General features: G+C 68.8%; 20 protein-coding genes and 1 riboswitch. Of the genes, 13 read left to right on the top strand and 7 right to left on the bottom strand.

Annotated elements, in window-relative coordinates:
- Positions 1-70: 70 nt before the first annotated feature.
- Together ACQPYY_RS27765 and ACQPYY_RS27760 are read right to left on the bottom strand one after the other, a co-directional pair.
- Entirely contained in the window at positions 71-1,447 is a 1,377-nt protein-coding gene (locus ACQPYY_RS27765) for a phosphomannomutase/phosphoglucomutase (protein ID WP_433591568.1), read from the bottom strand.
- A 121-nt stretch (positions 1,448-1,568) separates the two neighbouring features.
- Positions 1,569-1,958 (bottom strand): DUF3499 domain-containing protein, encoded by a 390-nt coding sequence (locus tag ACQPYY_RS27760; RefSeq protein ID WP_433594748.1) that lies wholly within the window; start codon positions 1,956-1,958, stop codon positions 1,569-1,571.
- A 205-nt stretch (positions 1,959-2,163) separates the two neighbouring features.
- Here ACQPYY_RS27760 and ACQPYY_RS27755 point away from each other — a divergent pair, with 205 nt between their 5' ends.
- On the top strand, positions 2,164-2,643 hold the full coding sequence (locus ACQPYY_RS27755) for a metallopeptidase family protein (RefSeq protein ID WP_357087107.1): 480 nt from the start codon (positions 2,164-2,166) through the stop codon (positions 2,641-2,643).
- Positions 2,644-2,838: 195 nt separating this feature from the next.
- Here ACQPYY_RS27755 and ACQPYY_RS27750 read toward each other — a convergent pair whose 3' ends face one another.
- Positions 2,839-3,099 (bottom strand): WhiB family transcriptional regulator, encoded by a 261-nt coding sequence (locus ACQPYY_RS27750; RefSeq protein ID WP_213560898.1) that lies wholly within the window; start codon positions 3,097-3,099, stop codon positions 2,839-2,841.
- A gap of 595 nt (positions 3,100-3,694) precedes the next feature.
- Between ACQPYY_RS27750 and cofD the strand changes: the two genes are divergently transcribed.
- From cofD to ACQPYY_RS27730, 4 genes are all read left to right on the top strand, one after another.
- Complete coding sequence (gene cofD, locus ACQPYY_RS27745) at positions 3,695-4,654, top strand: 2-phospho-L-lactate transferase (protein WP_433594747.1); 960 nt, start codon at positions 3,695-3,697, stop codon at positions 4,652-4,654.
- Positions 4,651-6,015 carry a coenzyme F420-0:L-glutamate ligase gene (locus ACQPYY_RS27740; RefSeq protein ID WP_433591567.1) on the top strand — a complete coding sequence of 455 codons (1,365 nt, stop codon included), beginning with the start codon at positions 4,651-4,653 and terminating at the stop codon, positions 6,013-6,015. The genes cofD and ACQPYY_RS27740 overlap by 4 nt, the downstream gene beginning before the upstream one ends.
- Positions 6,012-6,530 carry an NUDIX hydrolase gene (locus ACQPYY_RS27735; protein WP_357283541.1) on the top strand — a complete coding sequence of 173 codons (519 nt, stop codon included), beginning with the start codon at positions 6,012-6,014 and terminating at the stop codon, positions 6,528-6,530. The genes ACQPYY_RS27740 and ACQPYY_RS27735 overlap by 4 nt, the downstream gene beginning before the upstream one ends.
- 51 nt (positions 6,531-6,581) lie before the next feature.
- A riboswitch (FMN riboswitch) is annotated at positions 6,582-6,745 on the top strand.
- 75 nt (positions 6,746-6,820) lie between these two features.
- Complete coding sequence (locus tag ACQPYY_RS27730; protein ID WP_379094032.1) at positions 6,821-7,267, top strand: 6,7-dimethyl-8-ribityllumazine synthase; 447 nt, start codon at positions 6,821-6,823, stop codon at positions 7,265-7,267.
- 126 nt (positions 7,268-7,393) lie between these two features.
- Here the strand turns inward: ACQPYY_RS27730 and ACQPYY_RS27725 are convergent, their stop codons facing one another.
- Positions 7,394-8,737: a cation:dicarboxylate symporter family transporter gene (locus ACQPYY_RS27725; protein WP_433591566.1), complete on the bottom strand. Its 1,344-nt coding sequence runs from the start codon at positions 8,735-8,737 to the stop codon at positions 7,394-7,396.
- 77 nt (positions 8,738-8,814) lie between these two features.
- On the opposite strand from ACQPYY_RS27725, the gene ACQPYY_RS27720 reads away from it, so the two are divergent.
- The 4 genes from ACQPYY_RS27720 to ahcY all read left to right on the top strand — a co-directional run bounded on the left by ACQPYY_RS27720 (position 8,815) and on the right by ahcY (position 13,953).
- The gene (locus ACQPYY_RS27720) at positions 8,815-10,365 is read left to right on the top strand and encodes a sensor histidine kinase (RefSeq protein ID WP_433591565.1); all 1,551 of its coding nucleotides are present in this window, start codon (positions 8,815-8,817) and stop codon (positions 10,363-10,365) included.
- Positions 10,362-11,075 carry a response regulator gene (locus ACQPYY_RS27715; RefSeq protein WP_433591564.1) on the top strand — a complete coding sequence of 238 codons (714 nt, stop codon included), beginning with the start codon at positions 10,362-10,364 and terminating at the stop codon, positions 11,073-11,075. Before ACQPYY_RS27720 ends, ACQPYY_RS27715 begins: the two co-directional genes overlap by 4 nt.
- Before the next feature lie 211 nt (positions 11,076-11,286).
- Positions 11,287-12,444 carry an alkane 1-monooxygenase gene (locus ACQPYY_RS27710; protein ID WP_433591563.1) on the top strand — a complete coding sequence of 386 codons (1,158 nt, stop codon included), beginning with the start codon at positions 11,287-11,289 and terminating at the stop codon, positions 12,442-12,444.
- A 33-nt stretch (positions 12,445-12,477) separates the two neighbouring features.
- Positions 12,478-13,953, top strand: coding sequence for an adenosylhomocysteinase (gene ahcY, locus ACQPYY_RS27705; protein ID WP_379094047.1), 1,476 nt, complete (start codon positions 12,478-12,480; stop codon positions 13,951-13,953).
- An 80-nt stretch (positions 13,954-14,033) separates the two neighbouring features.
- Here the strand turns inward: ahcY and ACQPYY_RS27700 are convergent, their stop codons facing one another.
- The 3 genes from ACQPYY_RS27700 to ACQPYY_RS27690 form a co-directional block, all read right to left on the bottom strand.
- Complete coding sequence (locus ACQPYY_RS27700; protein WP_433591562.1) at positions 14,034-14,174, bottom strand: hypothetical protein; 141 nt, start codon at positions 14,172-14,174, stop codon at positions 14,034-14,036.
- A gap of 48 nt (positions 14,175-14,222) precedes the next feature.
- A complete protein-coding gene (locus ACQPYY_RS27695; RefSeq protein ID WP_379094053.1) occupies positions 14,223-14,573 on the bottom strand; it encodes a hypothetical protein in 351 nt (116 codons plus the stop codon).
- Positions 14,574-14,727: 154 nt separating this feature from the next.
- Positions 14,728-15,003, bottom strand: coding sequence for a hypothetical protein (locus ACQPYY_RS27690; RefSeq protein ID WP_379094056.1), 276 nt, complete (start codon positions 15,001-15,003; stop codon positions 14,728-14,730).
- 164 nt (positions 15,004-15,167) lie between these two features.
- Here ACQPYY_RS27690 and ACQPYY_RS27685 point away from each other — a divergent pair, with 164 nt between their 5' ends.
- The 4 genes from ACQPYY_RS27685 (at position 15,168) to lpqB (ending at position 20,439) form a co-directional block, all read left to right on the top strand.
- Positions 15,168-15,815 carry a dTMP kinase gene (locus ACQPYY_RS27685; RefSeq protein WP_379094059.1) on the top strand — a complete coding sequence of 216 codons (648 nt, stop codon included), beginning with the start codon at positions 15,168-15,170 and terminating at the stop codon, positions 15,813-15,815.
- Between the two features lie 78 nt (positions 15,816-15,893).
- Entirely contained in the window at positions 15,894-16,571 is a 678-nt protein-coding gene (gene mtrA, locus ACQPYY_RS27680; protein WP_433591561.1) for an MtrAB system response regulator MtrA, read from the top strand.
- 44 nt (positions 16,572-16,615) lie between these two features.
- Entirely contained in the window at positions 16,616-18,643 is a 2,028-nt protein-coding gene (gene mtrB / locus ACQPYY_RS27675; RefSeq protein ID WP_433594746.1) for an MtrAB system histidine kinase MtrB, read from the top strand.
- On the top strand, positions 18,640-20,439 hold the full coding sequence (gene lpqB, locus ACQPYY_RS27670) for an MtrAB system accessory lipoprotein LpqB (protein WP_433591560.1): 1,800 nt from the start codon (positions 18,640-18,642) through the stop codon (positions 20,437-20,439). The genes mtrB and lpqB overlap by 4 nt, the downstream gene beginning before the upstream one ends.
- Positions 20,440-20,442: the final 3 nt, after the last annotated feature.

Below are 20,442 nucleotides of genomic sequence, written 5' to 3'. Positions count from 1 at the left end.
GCGTTGCCACCTCCCCTCATCGGGTCACCAGGCGCTGGTGAATCCAAGCTCTGTGATTCCACTATTCCAGTCAGGCGCGCACGATGCTCAGGATCTCGGTTACGAGTGCGTCTACATCGTCCTGCGATCGCGCCTCGACGTTGAGCCGCAGCAGCGGTTCGGTATTGGAGGCGCGCAGGTTGAACCAGGCGCCGTCGGCCAGCTGCACGGTCACGCCGTCCAGTCGATCGACCGAAGTGGCGCGGCCGCCGAAGGCCTCGACCACGGCGGTGGTCCGCTCCTGCGCGTCGGCGACCGTCGAGTTGATCTCGCCGGAGGCCGCGTATGTCGCGTAGGCCGAGGCCAATTCCGACATCGTGCGGTCCTTCTCGCCCAGCGCGGCCAGCACGTGCAGCGCGGCCAGCATGCCGGAGTCGGCGCCCCAGAAGTCGCGGAAGTAGTAGTGCGCGGAGTGTTCGCCGCCGAAGATCGCGCCGGTGGCCGCCATCTGCTGCTTGATGAAGGAGTGGCCCACGCGGGTGCGCACCGGCGTGCCGCCCAGCTCGGTGACCAGCTCCGGCACCGCCTTCGAGGTGATCAGGTTGTGGATGACGGTGGCGCCGGGCTCCTTGGTCAGCTCGCGCTCGGCGACCAGGCCGGTGACCGCGGACGGGGAGACCGGGTCGCCCTTCTCGTCCACCACGAAGCAGCGGTCGGCGTCGCCGTCGAAGGCCAGGCCCAGGTCCGCGCCGGTCTTGCGGACGTAGTCCTGCAGGTCGACCAGGTTCTTCGGATCCAGCGGGTTGGCTTCGTGATTGGGGAAGGAGCCGTCCAGTTCGAAGAACAGCGGCTCGATGGTGAACTGCGGCAGCGTGCCCAGCACGGCGGGCACGGTGTAGCCGCCCATGCCGTTGCCCGCGTCCACCGCGATGCGCAGCGGGCGCGAACCGCTCAGGTCCACCAGCTTGTGCAGGAAGTCGGCGTAGGCGGTGAGCAGGTCCTCGCGGGACTCGGCGCCGCGCGGGCCGTCGAAGGCCGGGACGCCGGCGATGACTTCCTCGGTGATCGTGGCCAGACCGGTGTCCTGACCGACCGGCAGCGCCTTGGCGCGGCACAGCTTGATGCCGTTGTACTTGGCCGGGTTGTGGCTGGCGGTGAACATGGCGCCCGGGCAGTCCAGGTGGCCCGAGGCGAAGTACAGCTGGTCGGTGGAGGCGAGGCCGATGTGCACCACGTCCAGGCCCTGGGCGAGCACGCCCTCGGCGAAGGCCGCGGCCAGTTCGGGGGAGGAGTCGCGCATGTCGTGACCGATCACAATGCGCTGCGCGCCCTCGGTGCGCATCAGCCGGGCGAAGGAGCCCGCGACATCGCGGACGAAGTCCGCGTCGATCTGCTCGCCGACCACGCCGCGAACGTCGTATGCCTTGATGACTGCTTGAACGGACTCGGCGGACCGGGCGACTGTCATGGGGAACACCCTAGTAGCAGACCCTTGCCGAGGCAGACTTCGCCTGCCCCTACTTGTCGGGTCAAGTGATTCGGTGAGCTGAGGGCGACTCGTCGGGTATGGCCCGGCGTCGCGCGCTCGATCAGCTGGGCGGGTCGGGTAGGACGCGTAGGTGCCCGCGGCGGCCGGTGCGGCCCGTGCGGGTGGGGCGCTGGGGGGCCGGGGCGTAGTCGGCGTAGCTGCGCGGGTCGGGATCCGTTGTGCGGCGGCGCAATCCGGCTTCACGGACGGCTTCGGCCAGGGCGGTCAGATCGTCGTCGTCGGGGGTGGAGCTGGAAAACCCGCCCTCGTGACGGACCAACTCCCATCCCTTCGGCGCGGTGATCCGGGAGGCATGTGTTTCACACAAGTCCCAGGAATGTGGTTCCGCGACCGTGACCAGGGGACCCACGACCGCCATCGAGTCGGAGTACACATAGGTCAGCGTCGCGACGGCCGGGTTCTTGCAGCCTGGACGGCAGCAACGACGCATGGGGATCACGCCAAGCAGGGTAACCCCCCTGGCGGCCCTCTGGACACAGACACGCTCAATGAAGCCCGTCTCACTAGCGTCAATCGGGCCCACAGGGAGGGTTCGCGGCGCGTCTCGTTCCGGACCGAGTGGGCAGAACGAGACCTCCAGCGCCGCGAACCAGCCGGAGCGGAGCGGAGGCAGCAGAAAGAGCTAGATTCAAGGTATGACCCGTTCACGTAAGAGGCGGCCGCCCACCGCGCGGTCGGTCATCCGCCGCGGGCGGGGTGTGCGCGGGCCGATGCTGCCTCCGACGGTTCCGGCCCGGCGCACCCGCGGCCAGGAGTTCGACCGGCTGGTGCTGGAGGCGTTCGCGCCTCTGGAGAGCCGTTGGCACGAGCAGTTGACCAAGCTCGACATCGCGGTGGATGACGTGCCGAAAATCCGTCCGCTGCACCCGGATTCGGTCACCTGGCCGGACGAGGTGGTGGCCGACGGGCCCGTGCCGCTGTCACGTCTGATCCCCGCGGGGGTGGACCGCTACGGCATGGCCACCCGCGCGCGTGTCGTGTTGTTCCGCAAGCCCTTGGAGTTGCGGGCCGGTGACCCGGACGACCTGGTCGACCTGCTGCGCGAGGTCCTCGTGCAGCAGATCGCGACCTACCTCGGGGTGGAGCCCGACATCATCGATCCCGAACCCGAGTAGTAGGTCCCCGATCCCGAACCCGAGTGGTAAGCCGCCGAACTACGTTTCGCAACAACTGGTTTCGTAAGTTCGGGGTAACTCGTCGGGTACGTCCGAAGCTGTATCGGCTCCCAACCGCCGGCACGGGTTGCCGGCGGTCGACGGCTCTCAGCCGTCCGCTGAAGGCGCGGAGAGGCGGGTCGGTGGAGAGGCGGGTCAGATGATGCCGCGCTTGAGGCGGCGGCGCTCACGCTCGGAGAGGCCGCCCCAGATGCCGAAGCGCTCGTCGTTGGCGAGGGCGTATTCCAGGCACTCGTCGCGGACCTCGCAGCCCAGGCAGATGCGCTTGGCCTCGCGGGTGGAGCCGCCCTTCTCGGGGAAGAACGCCTCCGGATCGGTCTGGGCGCACAGCGCCCGTTCCTGCCATTGTTCGGCTTCGGTCATCATGCGACCGCCGCGCGCGAAAGTGTCGTACATATCCTCGGCACCGGTGACGATCAGGCTCAGCCGCGGTGGTTCGGGCTGGTAGGCAGCTCGCGCCCACTGTCCGCCCCCCGGCCGCGTCGTCATCGGTTCACCCCCCTCGTATCCGTTCCGATCGTCGGCGCAGAAGTCAGGTGCTGCGCCAGTCGTGGAATCGGTTTGCGATACACCGCCCGGAATGCCCGACGGGGCCAGCTCATCGGCCATCGCTCCGCCTCCTCACTGTGTGTTAGCGCAGAATGATTAATCCGTCGGAGCCGATCCCACCGACGGCCCAACACCGCGGCGTAGTCCCGCGGCCATCCCCGAGCTTGCGCCACTCCGGTGCGAACAGTTGTTCGAAAACCCGTCCGCGCCTTGCACTCTCACGCGGACCCGGAATGACATGCCTGTGATTAGACACGCCGGGAGCGGCGATGGTCAAGCTGCCGAAGCGATTCCGTTACCATCTGTGACCCCTTCTGGCGGCGTTCCCGCAGATCAGACAGCAAATTCACAGCAAATGAGCTGCGAGCCGCTTTCGGCCCGTCACCGCATAGGCTGTGCGGATGTGACTCGAGAACAAGCGGACACCGCGCCCGGCACCGGCCTGCGGATCGCGGTCCTGGTCGGCGGAGTCGGCGGCGCCCGGTTCCTGATGGGCGTGCGCGAGCTGCTGCCCGGAGCCGACACCACGGCCATCGTCAATGTCGGCGACGACGTCTGGATGCACGGGCTGCGCATCTGCCCTGACCTGGACACCTGCATGTACACCCTGGGTGGCGGCATCGATCCGGAACGCGGCTGGGGGCACGCGAACGAGACCTGGAACGCCAAGGAGGAGCTGGCGAAATACCACGCCCAGCCCGATTGGTTCGGCCTCGGTGACCGCGATATCGCCACCCATCTCATCCGCTCGGAAATGCTGCGTCAGGGCTATCCGCTCTCCGCGGTGACCGAGGCGCTCTGCAATCGGTGGCAGCCCGGGGTGACGCTGCTCCCGGCAACCGACGACCGCTGCGAAACCCATGTCGTCATCGGCGACCCGGAGAACCTTGGCGAACGCCGCGCGATCCATTTCCAGGAGTGGTGGGTCCGGTACCGGGCGAACGTAGAGACCCATGGATTCGTGACTATTGGGGCAGAAGCTGCGAAACCGGCACCAGGTGTGACAGAAATCATAGAGTCCGCCGATGTGATCCTGCTCGCTCCGTCGAACCCCGTCGTGAGCGTCGGAGCCATCCTCTCGGTTCCCGGCATCCGGGGCGCAATCCGCACCTCGGGCGCGAAGGTGATCGGCCTGTCCCCGGTGATCGGTGGAAAAGCCTTGCGCGGCATGGCCGATGAATGCCTGTCGGTGATCGGCGTGGAGACCTCCGCGGAGGCGGTCGGGAACTACTACGGCGCGCGCTCGGGCACCGGCATCCTCGACGGCTGGCTCGTCCACACCGGCGACACCGCCGACATCCCCGGCGTCGAAGTCCGCAGCGTCCCCCTGCTCATGACCGACCCGGCCACCACCGCCGAGATGGTTCGCGAAGCCCTCGACATCGCGGGAGTCACACCGTGACAACGGATTCCATCCAGACCCCGGGCGACCACGCGTCCGGCGGCGAACTGCGCATCCTGCCGATTCCGGGCCTGCCCGAATTCCGGCCCGGCGACGACGTCGCCGAAGCCATTGCGGCACAGGCGCCTTGGCTACGGGACGGCGACGTGCTGGTGGTCACCAGCAAGATCGTCGCCAAGGCCGAGGGCCGCGTGGTCACCGTGCCCACCGACCCCGAGGAGCGCGACGCCGCCCGCCGCCGGCTGGTGCTCGAGGAGTCGGTGCGGGTGCTCGCCCGCAAGAACCGCACCCTCATCACCGAGAACAAACTCGGCATCGTGCAGGCCGCCGCCGGCATCGACGGCTCCAATGTGGAGCAGGACGAACTCGTGCTGCTGCCCGAGGATCCCGACGCCAGCGCCAAGGCCCTGCGCGCGGGCCTGGCCGAACGGCTCGGCGTGCAGGTGGCCGTGGTCATCACCGACACCATGGGCCGGGCCTGGCGCAACGGCCAGATCGACGCCGCCATCGGCTCGGCCGGGCTGCGGGTGCTGCACGACTACAACGGCGCGGTCGACGGGCAGGGCAACGAACTGCACGTCACCCTGGTCGCGATCGCCGACGAACTGGCCGCCGCCGCGGACCTGGTGAAGGGCAAGCTGGGCGGCGTCCCGGTCGCGGTGGTGCGCGGGCTCGACTACACCGACGACGGCTCCACCGCCGGGGACCTGCTGCGCCGCGGCGAGGAGGACCTGTTCTGGCTCGGCACCGAGGAATCGGTGGACCTGGGCCGCAAACAGGCGCTGTTGCTGCGCCGCTCGGTGCGACAGTTCGCCGACACCCCGGTCGAACCCGGGATCATCCGGGCCGCCGTCGCCGCCGGTCTCACCGCGCCCGCCCCGCACCACACCCGCCCGGTGAGGTTCGTGTGGGTGCGCAAGCGCGGTCTGCGCGACCAGCTGCTCGAGGCCATGGCCGAGAAGTGGCGGACCGACCTGACCGGTGACGGCCGCTCGCCGGAGAGTGTGGAGAAGCGAGTCGCGCGGGGCCGCATCCTGTTCGACGCCCCCGAGGTGATCATCCCGTTCTGCGTGCCCGACGGCGCGCACGACTATCCGGACGAGACCCGCCGGGCCGCGGAGAAGACCATGTTCACCGTGGCGGTCGGCGCGGCCGTGCAGGGTCTGCTGGTGTCGCTGGCCGTGCGCGGGGTGGGCAGCTGCTGGATCGGTTCCACCATCTTCGCGCCCGATGTCACCCGGGAGGTGCTGGGTCTGCCCGCGGACTGGAGCCCGCTCGGCGCCATCGCCGTCGGTTACCCCCTCGACGAGCTCGCCCCGCGCGAGGTCGGCGAGCCCGGCATCGGCCTGGTCGAACTGTGAGCGCGGAGTCGCTGCACAAGTCCGCCACCGAACTGCTCGAGACCTGGTCCCCGGCAACGGGTCCCGAGCAGTCGCTGCGCGAGGCCATGCTGGCCTTCCTCGGTTCCGCGCCGCGCGGCTGCCTGCGCGAGCACGCGGCCGGGCACATCACCGCCTCGGCCATCGTGCTCTCCCACGACGAGCGAGAGGTGCTGCTCACCCTGCACCCCCGCGTGGGCCGGTGGATCCAGCTCGGCGGCCACTGTGAGGAATCCGACGATTCGGTCGCCGCGGCCGCCTTCCGGGAGGCGACCGAGGAATCCGGCATCGAGGGCCTGACCCTCGAGCCCGGCCTCTACGGCGCGCAGGCCCACCCCATCACCTGCTCCCTCGGCGTCCCCACCCGGCACCTGGACCTGCTGTTCAAGATCAAGGCCCCGGAAGGCGCTGTCCCGGTGCGCAGTTCGGAATCCACCGACCTGCGCTGGTGGCCGGTCGACGCCCTGCCCGCCGACGCCGACGTGCTGTTGCGCTGACCGGGCACGGGGGTTCCGGATGGCGGAACCCCCGTGTTACTGTCCGGTCGTACACGTTCTCAGGGCGGGGCGGAATTCCCCACCGGCGGAAATGGCGATCCGGACCGATCCGGGACGCACGAGCCCGCGAGCGCCACACCCTCCGGGTGTGGGTCCAGCAGATTCCGGTGTGATCCCGGAGCCGACGGTCACAGTCCGGATGGAAGAGAACGCGGCACCGGCTCGTCCGCTCGCGCGGCCGGCCCTGTTCGCGTCTATGCCCTGGGTGACAGCGAACAGGAGGAATCCCCATGTCACCCATGCCGAATCGCATCGCCCTCGTCGCCGCCCGCTGGCACAGCGACATCGTCGACAAGGCCGTCGAATCCTGCCGCGCGGAGCTGCTCGAGCGCGGCTACACCGAGATCGACGTGATCGAGGTGCCCGGCGCGTTCGAGATCCCGTTGCAGGCCAAGCGTTTGGCCACCAGCGGCGCGTACGCCGCGGTCGCCGGGGTCGCGCTGGTGGTGGACGGCGGCATCTACCGCCACGACTTCGTCGCGCCGACCGTGGTCGACGCCCTCATGCGGGTGCAGCTCGACACCGATGTGCCGGTGTTCTCGGCCGTGCTCACCCCGCACCACTTCCACGAGCACGCCGAACATCTGGAGTACTTCGCCCGGCACTTCGTGAAGAAGGGCGCGGAGCTGGCCAACGCCATCGCCGCCACCCTGGCGCTGGGCGCGATCCCCGCCTGAACAAGCGTTCGCGCACCCTGTCCGCGCGAGCCGGAGGCGGCTCGTCGCGCGGACAGGGTGCGCGGTTCCGACGACGCGCAGCAGGGGGAACGCGCCGGCGGTCCGGTTTCGGCCCAGGGGTTGGGGTCAGGCCGGAACCAGGTCCTTGTCGTGCGGGCCGGGATGATCGTCGTCGACCATGGCCCGCTCGTCGAACGGGATCTCGCGGTCCAGCACCGCGCGGACGCGGGCCGGGTCGATGGTGTCGGTCCAGGTGCCGACCAGCAGGGTGGCGACGGCATTGCCCGAGAAGTTGGTCAGCGCACGGGCTTCCGACATGAACCGGTCGATGCCCACGATCAGGCCGACCCCGTCCAGCAGTTCCGGGCGATGGCTCTGCAGGCCGCCCGCCAGGGTGGCCAGGCCCGCACCGGTGACACCCGCCGCGCCCTTGGACGCCACGATCATGAACAGCAGCAGCCCGAGCTGCTCGTGCCAGGCCAGCGGCTTGCCCATGGCGTCGGCCACGAACAGCGTCGCCATGGTCAGATAGATGGCGGTGCCGTCCAGGTTGAACGAATACCCCGTCGGCACGACCACGCCCACCGTGGTGCGATCCACCCCGACATGCTCCATCTTGGCGATCAGCCGCGGCAGCGCCGACTCCGAGGACGAGGTCGCGAAGATCAGCAGATACTCGCGCGCCAGGTAGCGGACCAGTTTGAAGATCGAGGTCCCCGCCACCAGACGCAGCAGCAGGCCGAGCACGCCGAAGATGAACACGACACAGGTCAGGTAGAAGGCCACCATCAGCAGCGCCAGCTGCTTCACCGCGTCCAATCCGGTGCGCGCCACCACATTCGCCATCGCGCCGAACGCGCCAATCGGGGCCAGCCACAGGATCATGGTCAGAATCCGGAAGACCAGCTTCTGGATCGAGGCCACCCCGCGCAGGATCGGTTCACCCGCCGCGCCCATGGCCTGGATGGCGAATCCCGCCAGCAGCGCCACGAACAGCGCCTGCAATACCTTCCCCGAGGTCAGCGACGACAGCAGCGTCGTCGGCACGATGTCCTCGAAGAACTGCCAGGTGCCGCCCGCCGCCTTGGCGTCGGTGGCGTACTTGGTGACCTCCTTCGCGTGCGCGGCCACGTTCAGGCCCGACCCGGGATGCAGCAGATTGCCGACCAGCAGCCCGATGCCCAGCGCCACCGTGGACATGATCAGGAAGTAGCCGATGGCCAGACCGCCCACCCGGCCGACCTTGGCGGCCGCCCGCACCGAGCCGATGCCCAGCACGATGGTGCAGAAGATGACCGGCGTGATCATCATCTTGATCAGGTTCACGAAGATGGTGCCCAGCTCACCGACGCTCTTGCCGAAGCCCGGCGCCAGCTTGCCGACCACGACGCCGGCGATGACGGCCACGATGACGGCCAGGTACAGCCAGTGGGTACGGTCTCGGGCCGGTGGTGTTGCACTGTCGCTCATAACGTGAGAATCATGTTCCACCGAGTGACGCCGGTCACTGTTTCGTAAATTATGTTCATGACGTTCGCGGAGGAATCGTGAAGGGCCGAAGACCCCGCCGCACCCTGGCCGGGCAGGTGTTCGTCGTCCAGGTGCTGGTGCTCGCGGCGGTGATCGCCGCCGCCGCGCTGCTGACCTTCCTGCAGACCCGCCGGGTGCAGGACGACGCCACCCGCGCCGAGGTGCGCGACACCGCGGTCGCCGTCGCGCAGTCGCCCTCCACGCTGGCCGGGGTGCGCGGCCCGGACCCGACCGCCGCGCTGCAACCGGTGACCGAGGCCATCCGCAAGGCCACCGGCATGGACTTCATCGTGGTGATGGCCCCCGACCGCACCCGCTACACCCACACCGAGACCGACCGGATCGGAAAACCGTTCAGCGGCAATATCGATCGGGCGCTCGCGGGGGAGACCTTCACCGAGACGTTCACCGGCACCCTCGGCCCGTCCATCCGCGCGGTCACCCCGGTCCGCGACGCCGACGGCCGCATCGTCGCGCTGGTGTCGGCGGGTGTCACCCGCACCCACATCGGCGAGCAGGTGCGCGCTCAGCTGCCGCTCATCCTGGCGGTGGCCGCGGGCGGGCTGGCGCTGGCCACGATCAGCTCACTGTTGCTGCGGCGCAGGCTGTTACGGCAGACCCACGGGCTCGGTACCGCCGAACTGCGGATGATGTACGAGCACCACGACGCGGTGCTGCACTCCATCCACGAGGGGCTGCTGGTGTTCGGCAAGTCCGACGCCGCCGCCGAGGTGGTCAACGATCAGGCGCGCCTGCTGCTCGGCCTGCCCGACGGGCCGATCACCCGCGCGGACCTGCCGGTGTCGTTGCAGCGCTTGGGGACCGGCGTGGTGCGTGACGAGATGCACGTGACCCCCGAGCGGGTACTGGTGGTGAATCAGGACGTGGTCGAGCACGCCGGACGCCGCATCGGCACCGTGGTCACGCTGCGCGACCACACCGAATTGCGGGATGTGCTCGGCGAATTGGATTCGGTGCGCGGTTTCGCCGAATCGCTGCGCGCCCAGGCGCACGAGGCCGCCAACCGGCTGCACACCGTGGTCACCATGGTCGAGCTGGGGCGGAATCGGGAGGCGGTGAGCTTCGCGACCGCGGAACTCGAACTGTCCCAGGCCCTCATCGACCGGCTCACCGGGGCGGTCGCCGAACCCGCGGTGGTGGCGCTGCTGCTGGGCAAGGTGGAGCAGGCCGCCGAATACGGCGTCGAACTGACCGTCACCGGCGACACCCTGCTCGACACCACCGAGCCGCTCACCCCGCACGAGATGGTCACGCTGCTGGGCAATCTCATCGACAACGCCCTCGACGAGGTGGGCCACGACGAGGACGCCTGGCTGGAGGTGACGGTGCGCCGTGACGACACCGAGCTGTACATCCGGGTCGCCGACAGCGGGCCCGGCATGTCCGAGGAACTGTTCACCCGCGCCACCGAGCGCGGCTACTCCACCAAGACCGACCACCACGGGCTCGGGCTGGCGCTGGTGCGGCGGCTGGTGGCCCGGCACGCCGGTGAGTTGCGGGCCCGGCGCGAGCCGGAATCCGCTGTGATCGTGAGGTTTCCGCGATGAGAACCGACCGGGAGGCGCCGGTCCGGGTGCTGATCGTCGAGGACGAGCCGAAAATCGCTGCGGCACACCGCTCTTACCTGGAAAGGGTGGACGGTTTCGACGTGGTGGCGGTGGCGTACACCGGGCGCGAGGCCCTCTCGATCGCGAAAAGGTCACAATCTTCCGGCGTCCCGATCGATCTGGTGCTGATGGACATCGGTTTGCCGGACATGAGCGGGCTCGCGGTGGCCGCCGCGCTCGCGGTGCTGCGCCCACGCCCCGATGTCATCGCCGTCACCTCCGCCCGGGATCTGGCCATGGTGCGCGCAGCCGTCGCGCACGGCGTGGTGCTGTATCTGTTGAAGCCCTTCACCTTCGCCGCCTTCCGGGAGAAGCTGGAACGCTACCGCGAGTACCGCGCCGCCCTGCCGGCCGGCGAGACCGCGGTGTCCCAGCACGACATCGACCGCGCCTTCGGCGTGCTGCGCACACCCGAACAGCGGCCCACGTCCCCGAAAGGCATTGCGCCGCAGACGATGGACGAGGTGTCGCGCGCGGTGCGGGGCGCGCCCGAGGGCCTGTCCGCGGGCGAAGCGGGCCGCGCGGTGGGGGTTTCGCGGGTGACCGCGTGGCGATACCTGGAACGTATGGCCGAAGACGGCGTGGTGGAACGGCGAACCGACTACGGTCGGACGGGACGGCCGCAGGTTCGGTACGTGTGGTTGCGCTGAGTGCGGGGGATCGCACACCGAGCGCGGTTCGCCGCTGATTTGCGCGTACGGGGAAGTGACGGGAACCACAGGGGCGGTTGCGCCGGAACCGACTGCTCATGATGTAACGGTGGCCACCTTTCGGTCCGCACACGTGCTGTAACAGCCACTAGGTTTCAAGATATGTAGCTGCGAAGTTCTGACGAAGTTGAGTAGCGGAGAAAACGTGCGAATGTTCGGCAAACGGTTGGGTTCGCCGGATCCCAAACGCCACCTGTGGGTGCTGGGGCTCATCGCCCCCATGTCGGCGTTGCTGCCCTCCCAGCTGGTGTTGCATACCAAGCTGACGGTGTTCTGGTGGATCGGACCGATCATCATCCTGATCGTGATTCCGGTGCTGGACTGGGTCGTCGGGGAGGACGGCACCAATCCGCGCGACGAGGATTACGAACTACTCAGCAATGACCGGTTCTACCGGTGGTGCACCTACCTGTTCCTGCCGATCCAGGTGATCGGCCTGGTCATCGCCGCCTGCATGTGGGCGGGCACGGACCTGTCCGTGGTCGACAAGATCGGGCTGGCCACCACGCTGGGGCTCGTCAGCGGTATCGGCATCAACGCGGCGCACGAGCTCGGCCACCGGGTCGAGAGCCTCGAGCGCTGGCTGTCGAAAATGGCGCTGGCGCAGTCGGCCTACGGGCATTTCTTCGTCGAGCACAACAAGGGCCACCACGCCCGCGTCGCCACTCCCGAGGATCCCGCCAGCGCCCGCATGGGTGAATCGCTGTGGGAGTTCCTGCCCCGCAGCGTGATCGGCGGCTTCCGTTCGGCAATCAAGCTCGAAAACGAGCGGCTGGCGCGCAAGGGACACCGCTGGTTCAGTGTCCACAACCACATCCTGCAGGCGTGGAGCATGACCGTCGTCCTGTTCGGCGGGCTGATGGCGATCTACAGCCCGGCCATCCTGCCGTACCTGCTGTTGCAGGCCGTGATCGGCGCGGGCCTGCTCGAAACCGTCAACTACGTCGAGCATTACGGGCTGCTGCGCCGTCGTCGCCCGAACGGTAACTGGGCCCGCTGCGCCCCGAGCGACAGCTGGAACAGCGACCGTCTGGTCACCAATATCTTCATGTTCCACCTGCAGCGGCACAGCGACCATCACGCCAATCCCGGCCGCCGCTACCAGACGCTGCGCAGTTCCGAGGAAGCCCCGCAGCTGCCCGCGGGCTATGCCACCATGATCTTGCTGGCCCTGTTCCCGCCGGTGTGGCGCATCGTGATGGACCCGCGCCTGCTCGCGCACTACTCGGGGGACGTCAGCCGGGCCAATATCCAACCCCGCAAGCGCGAGCGCATCCTCGCCGCGTACGACGTACCGGCGGCCGCGTAGGGTTTGGGAGAAGCAGCCGACCAGGAGAGGCAGATGACGACCTCAGTGTCCAGCACGATGACCCCTGATGTTCGCAACGGGATCGACTACAAGGTGGCGGATCTGTCACTGGCCGAGTTCGGCCGCAAGGAGATTCGCCTTGCCGAGCACGAGATGCCGGGCCTGATGGCGCTGCGTCGCGAGTACCACGACGTGCAGCCGCTGAAGGGCGCGCGCATCTCCGGCTCCCTGCACATGACCGTGCAGACCGCCGTGCTGATCGAGACCCTGGTCGCGCTGGGCGCGCAGGTCCGGTGGGCGTCGTGCAACATCTTCTCCACCCAGGACCACGCGGCCGCCGCGGTCGTGGTGGGCCCGCACGGCACCGTCGACGAACCCAAGGGCACCCCGGTCTTCGCCTGGAAGGGCGAGAGCCTGGAGGAGTACTGGTGGGCCGCCGAGCAGATGCTGACCTGGCCGGGCGAGCCGGCCAACATGATCCTCGACGACGGTGGTGACGCCACCATGCTGGTGCTGCGCGGCGCCCAGTTCGAGAAGGCCGGCGTCGTGCCGCCCGAGGACGAGACCCACTCCGAGGAGTACAAGGTCTTCCTGAACCTGCTGCGCGCGAGCCTCGAGGCGGACGGCGGCAAGTGGGGCGCGATCGCCGAGTCGGTCAAGGGCGTCACCGAGGAGACCACCACCGGCGTGCTGCGGCTGTACCAGTTCGCCGCCGCGGGCGAGCTGGTGTTCCCGGCCATCAACGTCAACGACTCGGTCACCAAGTCCAAGTTCGACAACAAGTACGGCACCCGCCACTCGCTGATCGACGGCATCAACCGCGGCACCGATGTGCTGATCGGCGGCAAGAAGGTGCTGATCTGCGGTTACGGCGACGTCGGCAAGGGCTGCGCGGAGTCGATGGCCGGCCAGGGCGCGCGCGTGCAGGTCACCGAGATCGACCCGATCAACGCGCTGCAGGCGCTGATGGACGGCTTCGACGTGGTCACCGTCGAGCAGGCCATCGCCGACGCCGATATCGTGATCACCTCGACCGGCAACAAGGACATCATCACCCTCGATCACATGAAGGCGATGAAGGGCCAGGCCATCCTGGGCAATATCGGCCACTTCGACAACGAGATCGACATGGCCGCCCTGGAGCGTTCCGGCGCGCAGCGGTTGAATATCAAGCCGCAGGTCGACCTGTGGACGTTCCCCGAGACCGGCCGCTCGATCATCGTGCTGTCCGAGGGCCGCCTGCTCAACCTGGGCAACGCCACCGGCCACCCCTCGTTCGTCATGTCGAACTCCTTCTCCAACCAGGTCATCGCGCAGATCGAACTGTGGACCAAGCCGGAGGAGTACGACAACGAGGTCTACCGCCTCCCCAAGCACCTCGACGAGAAGGTCGCCAAGATCCACGTCGAGGCCCTGGGCGGCACCCTGACCAAGCTCACCAAGGACCAGGCCGAGTACATCGGCGTGGACGTGGAGGGCCCGTACAAGCCGGAGCACTACCGCTACTGAGCGGAAACCGCTCGTAACAGCTGACAATTCGGCCGGTCACCCCGCACTGGGGGACCGGCCGAATCTCGTCGCCGGGCGGACTAGCTCACCCACGGCGGGATGTAGACGTCGGTGCATCCGGAGTCCGCGCGCCAGTACAGGCCCTGGCCGGTGATCCGGCACAGGAACCCCTTGTCGAGAAGGTCCGCGGAACCGCCGCTCGAGCCGGTGGTCGTGGCCACGGGCTCCGCGGTGAGCGGGGCGGCGATCGGAGCCAGGACGGGTGTGGCCTATGCCGCCGGGTCGAGGACCGCGCTGCTCGGGTTGAACACCGGGTACTTGCAGGTGGCGGTGGCCGAATCCCATTTGCCGTACTGCAGTTGGCAGAGGAACTGCATGTACCCTCTGGTCAAGCCGGATCCCGAGGCGAGTTCGGTCGAACCCGCGTTGAGCGCGGAGGAGCCCGGCGACATGCTCAGCGCCATGAACAGGGCCGTCAAATCCGCCCCGAGGCCGTACTCCGAGATCGGCGCCGGCTCGGGCGCGAGCGGGTCGGCGGTGGCGGTGCCGGTGGCCAGGGCGGCGGTGGCCAAGGTCGCGGCGACGGCGGTCGAGACGCGGTGGGTCAGAGCGGATTTCATCGGGAAACTCCTCGGTGGTACAGCGTTGGCACAGTTTAAAAGGAAGGCGTTTTAGAACTGTGCCGGGAATTCTGGGGCACGGCCTCGATGGGGGGTGTGGAAATGACTGTGCCGCCGTCCTTTTCGGGGGCGGCGGCACAGAGTCGGGGTGGTGTCAGCGAAGGCAGACGTCGAAGACGGGTACCCAGGTGCCGCCGGTGATGCTGCAGAAACCGGCGTTGAGGAGCTGGCTCACGCTGGAACCGGTGCCGAGGAAGTTGCTCGAGCCGCCGGAGGAGGAGAGGGAGGATGCCGAGCCGGAGTCGGCGACCTGGGCGGCCGAATCCGGGGTGGCGGGGTCGAGGGTGAGAGGGGCCGCGTTCGCGGTGCCGCCCAGGGAGAGGGCGGCGGTGGAGATGGCGACGGCGGCCAGGGTGAGGCGTGTCTTCATCAGGGGGTGCGCTCCTTGCAGGGGGAGTGGTGGCTAGAACCTACAAGGGTTGAATCGTGAGTGTTTCGGATTCGCTCATATTGTTCCGGTGATCGCGGATCGGCCTCGCCGGACAAACCGGAACCTGCCGTTACGTGCCGGGGGAGGTTGGGTAGTCTCGCCGCATGGGTGCACTGGTTCCGGTGGAAGGGCTCGACGGCGCGGGGAAACGCACGCTGACCGAGGCCGTCGTCGCGGATCTGCGCGCCCGCGGGCTGCGCGTGGCGACGCTGGCCTTCCCGCGGTACGGGGTCTCGGTACACGCCGATCTCGCGGCCGAGGCGCTGCGCGGCGGCCATGGGGATACCGCCCAGTCCGTGAACGCCATGGCGCTGCTGTTCGCCCTCGACCGCGCCGACGCGCGCGACCAGCTCTCGAAACTGCTCGCGGACAACGACATCGTGCTACTGGACCGCTACGTCGCCTCCAATGCCGCCTACTCCGCCGCGCGCCTCGACCAGGACGCGCGCGGTGAAATCGTGGACTGGATCGCCACATTGGAGTTCGAACGATTCGGACTGCCCGCCCCGGATATCCAGATTCTCCTGGATGTTCCGGTCGACGTGGCCGAGGAGCGCGCCCGCCTGCGCGGCGAGGCCGACGCCGCGCGCGCGTTGGACGCGTACGAGAAAGACGGTGGACTGCAGCGTCGCACCGGTAGGGTCTACCGTGAGCTGGCCGAAATCAGCTGGCGTGGACCGTGGTGGGTGCATCGAACCGGAGACGATCCGGCAACACTCGCCGCGCGCCTCGCGGAAATTGTTGCTGGATAGGGTTGGATGTCCGCCGACAGGTCACGAGTGTTGGCGTGGCGGCCGAATCAGAGCCGGAGAGGTGACAAACTAGACGTTATGAAGCCGAAGATTCTGGTCGTCGACGACGATATGGCTCTCGCGGAGATGCTCACGATCGTCTTGCGCGGTGAGGGTTTCGACCCCCACGTCGTCGGAGACGGCACGCAGGCGCTGACCGCGGTCCGGGAGTTGCGCCCGGACCTCGTGTTGCTGGACCTCATGCTGCCCGGCATGAACGGCATCGACGTATGCCGGGTGTTGCGAGCCGACTCGGGTGTGCCCATCGTGATGCTGACGGCGAAGACCGACACGGTCGACGTCGTCCTGGGTTTGGAAAGCGGCGCCGACGACTACATCGTCAAGCCGTTCAAGCCGAAGGAACTCGTGGCCCGGGTGCGGGCGCGCTTGCGTCGCACCGAGGAGGAGCCGCAGGAACTGTTGTCGATCGCCGACATCGTCATCGATGTGCCCGCGCACAAGGTGACTCGCGGCGGCGCGCAGATCTCGCTGACTCCGCTGGAGTTCGATCTGCTGGTGGCGCTGGCCCGCAAGCCGCGCCAGGTGTTCACCCGCGAGGTGCTGTTGGAACAGGTCTGGGGATACCGGCACGCCGCCGACACCCGCCTGGTCAACGTGCACGTGCAGCGGTTGCGCGCCAAGGTGGAGAAGGACCCGGAGAACCCTGAGATCGTGTTGATCGTTCGAGGTGTGGGCTACAAGGCCGGACCGCCGTGATCGATGGCTCCAGAAACCGCGTGCAGCGGTGGCTGGCGGTAGTGATGGCCTGGTTCCGCAATCTGGGCGAGCAACTGGGCCATGTGTGGCGGCGTTCGCTGCAGTTGCGAGTCGTCGTGTCCACCCTCACCCTGTCGCTGATCGTCATCACGATTCTGGGCGTCGTGCTCACGAGTCAGATCACCGACCGGCTGTTGGACGCGAAGATCAACGCGGCCGTCGAGGAAATGGGTCGCGCCCGCAACACCGTTCAGAATCAACTGACCGGTGTGCACGACTCGGGCACCCAGCAGAGTCGACTCGACGATGCCCGCCGCGCGCTGTTCTCCAGCGCCGGCGGGACCCAGACCGGCGGCGCCGCGGGCAGTTACGAGGCCGCCCTGGCGATGACGGGAGACAGCGGACAGGAGCTCACCTCCGGCTCGATCCAGGAGATCCCCACCGAACTGCGGCAATTCGTCAAGCAGCGGCAGGTCTCCTACCAGTTCTCCACGGTCTCCAGCCCGGACGGGTACAAGGGCTCGGCGCTGATCATCGGCAGTCCGTCGGCCGATATCGACTCGCTGGAGATCTATCTGATCTTCCCGCTCACCAATGAGCAACGCAGCCTGTCGCTCATGCGCGGCACCATGCTCATCGGCGGCATCGTGCTGCTGGTCCTGCTGGCCGCCATCACGGCGCTGGTGACCCGGCAGGTGGTGCTGCCCATCCGATCCGCGGCCCGCATCGCGAGCCGATTCGCGGACGGGCGCCTCAAGGAGCGCATGCTGGTGCGCGGTGAGGACGACATGGCCAGGCTGGCCATGTCGTTCAACGAGATGGCCGAGAGCCTGTCCAACCAGATCACCCAACTCGAGGAGTTCGGAAATCTGCAGCGCCGCTTCACCTCCGACGTCAGCCACGAGCTGCGCACGCCGTTGACCACGGTGCGCATGGCGGCCGACCTCATCCACGGATCCAGCGACGACCTGGACCCGGCGCTGGCGCGCTCCGCCGAACTGCTGGTCAACGAACTCGACCGGTTCGAGGGCCTGCTCAACGACCTGCTCGAGATCAGCCGCCACGACGCGGGTGTGGCCGAGCTGCAAGTGGAATCGCTGGACGTGCGCATGTGCGCGCGGGCCGCGGTCTCCACGGTCCGGCACCTGGCCCGCGAATCCGGCGTGGAACTCGTGGTCGACATGCCCGAGGAACCCCTTGTCGCCGAGGTGGATCCGCGCCGCGTCGAACGGGTGCTGCGCAACCTGCTCGCCAATGCCATCGACCACAGCGAGGGCAAACCGGTCCTCATGCGCATGCGCGGCGACGTGGACGCCAATGCCGTCGCCATCGTGGTGCGCGACCAGGGCGTGGGCCTGCGCCCGGGCGAGGAGAAGCTGGTGTTCAACCGCTTCTGGCGCTCGGACCCCTCCCGTATGCGCCGCTCCGGCGGCACCGGCCTGGGCCTGTCCATCAGCGTCGAGGACGCCAACCTGCACGAGGGCAAGCTCGAGGCGTGGGGCGAGATCGGCGTGGGCGCGAGCTTCCGGCTCACCCTGCCGCTGGTCCGCGGCCGCAAACTGGGCACGAGCCCACTCTCGTTGGAGCCGCCCAAGATTCGCGGCGCGGTCTCACCCGAACAACTGGCCCTGGACATCGCGGGCCCCGACACCCCGGCGGGCTCGGACACGGCCTCCGGCGAAGCCGCCGCGGGCCCCGATTCGGTCCCGGCGGGCCCGCTCGGCCCGGCCGCGCTCGAATCCGTGCCCACCGCAATCGAACCGGGCGCCGACGGCCTCGACGCGGCCGCGGTGGAATCCGCCGCTGCCGCAGCCGCGGAAACCGGCGACGACGAACCGGGATTCGACGCCATCGCCCCGGAATTCCCGGCCGCCACCGGCATCGACGACGTCACCGCCGACCACGGCGACGTGACGGCCGCCGACCTGGCCGACGCCGCCGACCTGGCCGCCCGCGAGGGCTTCGAGCCCGAGCCCCCCGACAACGGCACCGCCGGAACACCTCCCGGCCCCGCCGAGGGAACCGGTTCCGGGCGTGACGCTTCCGCCGAGCGGGGTGACGGCCAATCATGAGGCGGCCGGCGAGGGCCCTGTTCCGGGCCCTGGCGGCCTTCGGCTGCCTGATCGCGGTGAGCTCCTGTGCGAGCCTGCCGGATTCGTCGGCGCCGCAGGCGCTGGGCAGCCTGGACCACCAGCCCACCAGTACCGCGCTCAACCCGCCGGTGGCCGGGCGCGAGCCCGAACAGCTGTTGCTGGATTACCTGCAGGCCACCGCGGACCCGGCGAACCGGCATCAGCTGGCGCGCCAATTCCTCTCGCCCGCGGCGAATGTGCAGTGGGACGACGGGGCCGGGATCACCATCGTGGACTCCCAGCCGAACACCTTGCGCGAGTCCCGCACGGGTGATTCGGCCACCTATGTGATCCGGGCGCGCAAGATCGGCGAGCTGGCCGCGGACGGCTCCTACCGGGCCGCCGACGGCACGCTGGAGACCAAGATCGATCTGGAGAAGATCGGCGGCGAGTGGCGGATCAAGGACGTGCCCTCGGGCGTCATCGTCGAGCAGGCCGCGTTCGCCAAGTTCTACCACCGGTATTCGTTGTTCTTCCCGAATCCGGCCGGGGCCGGGATGGTGCCGGACCTGCGCTGGATCTCCGCCCGCAAGGACCAGGTGGCGCAGCGGTTGCTCAGCATGCTCAGCGAGGGGCCGCAGTCGGCGCTGGCTCCGGCCGTGCGCAACCCGATGGGCGCGCCCGTCTCGCAGCGCGGCCCGGTCACCAAGGCCAACGGCGATCCCGACAGCGTCGGGGTCGGGGGCGGCGGGGTGGCCGTCGACTTCTCCGGCGCGGCCGCGCTCGACCCGGCCAACCGGGACCTGCTCGCCGCCCAGGTGGTGCTCACCCTGTCCGGGGCCGACGTGCTGGGCCCGTACCTGATCAACGCCGACGGCAAACCGCTCGTCGAGAAGTACGCGGCGGGCTGGCAGCGCGCCGATGTGGAGGCCCGCAGTCCGGATGTGATCGCCCGCAACCGGACCGGTCTGCACGCGGTCCGTGACGGTTCGCTGGTGGCGGTCAACGGCAGCGGCATCACGCCCGCCCCCGGCTTCTTCGGCAGCACCCACGCGCTGCAGTCGGTGGGGCTCTCGCCGGACGGGACGCTGGTCGCCGCGGTGGCCCGCTCCGGCCGTCCGGACCCCGAACCCGAGCGCACCCTGATCATCGGAACCTATGACGGGCAGGGCTTTCCGGTCGCCACCGGCGGCACCTTCACCCGGCCCACCTGGCCCGCCGACGGCGGTTCGGCCTGGTCGGTGGTGGACGGGGACCGGGTGATCCGGGCCGTGCACGACCGCGGCACCGGCAATGTGTCGGTGCAGGACGTCGACATCGCCGACCTGATGGCGGCGGCGATCAACTCGACCTCGCCGCGCACCCCCATCACCGAACTGCGCATCTCCCCGTCCGGGGCGCGGGCGGCGATCATCGCCAACGGCAAGGTGTACGTGGCGGTGGTGGTCCCGCAGCCGAACGGGAAGTTCGCGCTGTCCTCGCCGCTGCCGCTGGCCATCGGACTGTCCACGCCCGCGGTGTCCATCGACTGGCTCACCGACGAGCGGGTCATCGTGGCCCGCGACGGCACCGTCGACCCGGTGGCCGGGGTGCTGGTGGACGGTTCCGAGTACCGGGCCCAGTCCTCCCAGAACCTCACCCCGCCGGTGCGGGTGGTGAGCGCCTCCCCGGATCAGGAGTACGTGGCCGACTCGCGCGCGGTGCTGGAACTGACCCGCAATCCCGAAGGGCGCGAGGACTACTGGCGCGAAGTTCCGGGTCTGGGGGCCAACGCGGTTCCGGTGCTGCCCGGCTAGGCG

This window comes from Nocardia sp. CA-145437 (assembly GCF_050956485.1).
In the GTDB taxonomy this organism is placed as follows: Bacteria; Actinomycetota; Actinomycetes; order Mycobacteriales; family Mycobacteriaceae; genus Nocardia.
Note: the sequence above shows the minus strand (reverse complement) of the source record. Positions and strands in the feature narration are given on the sequence as shown.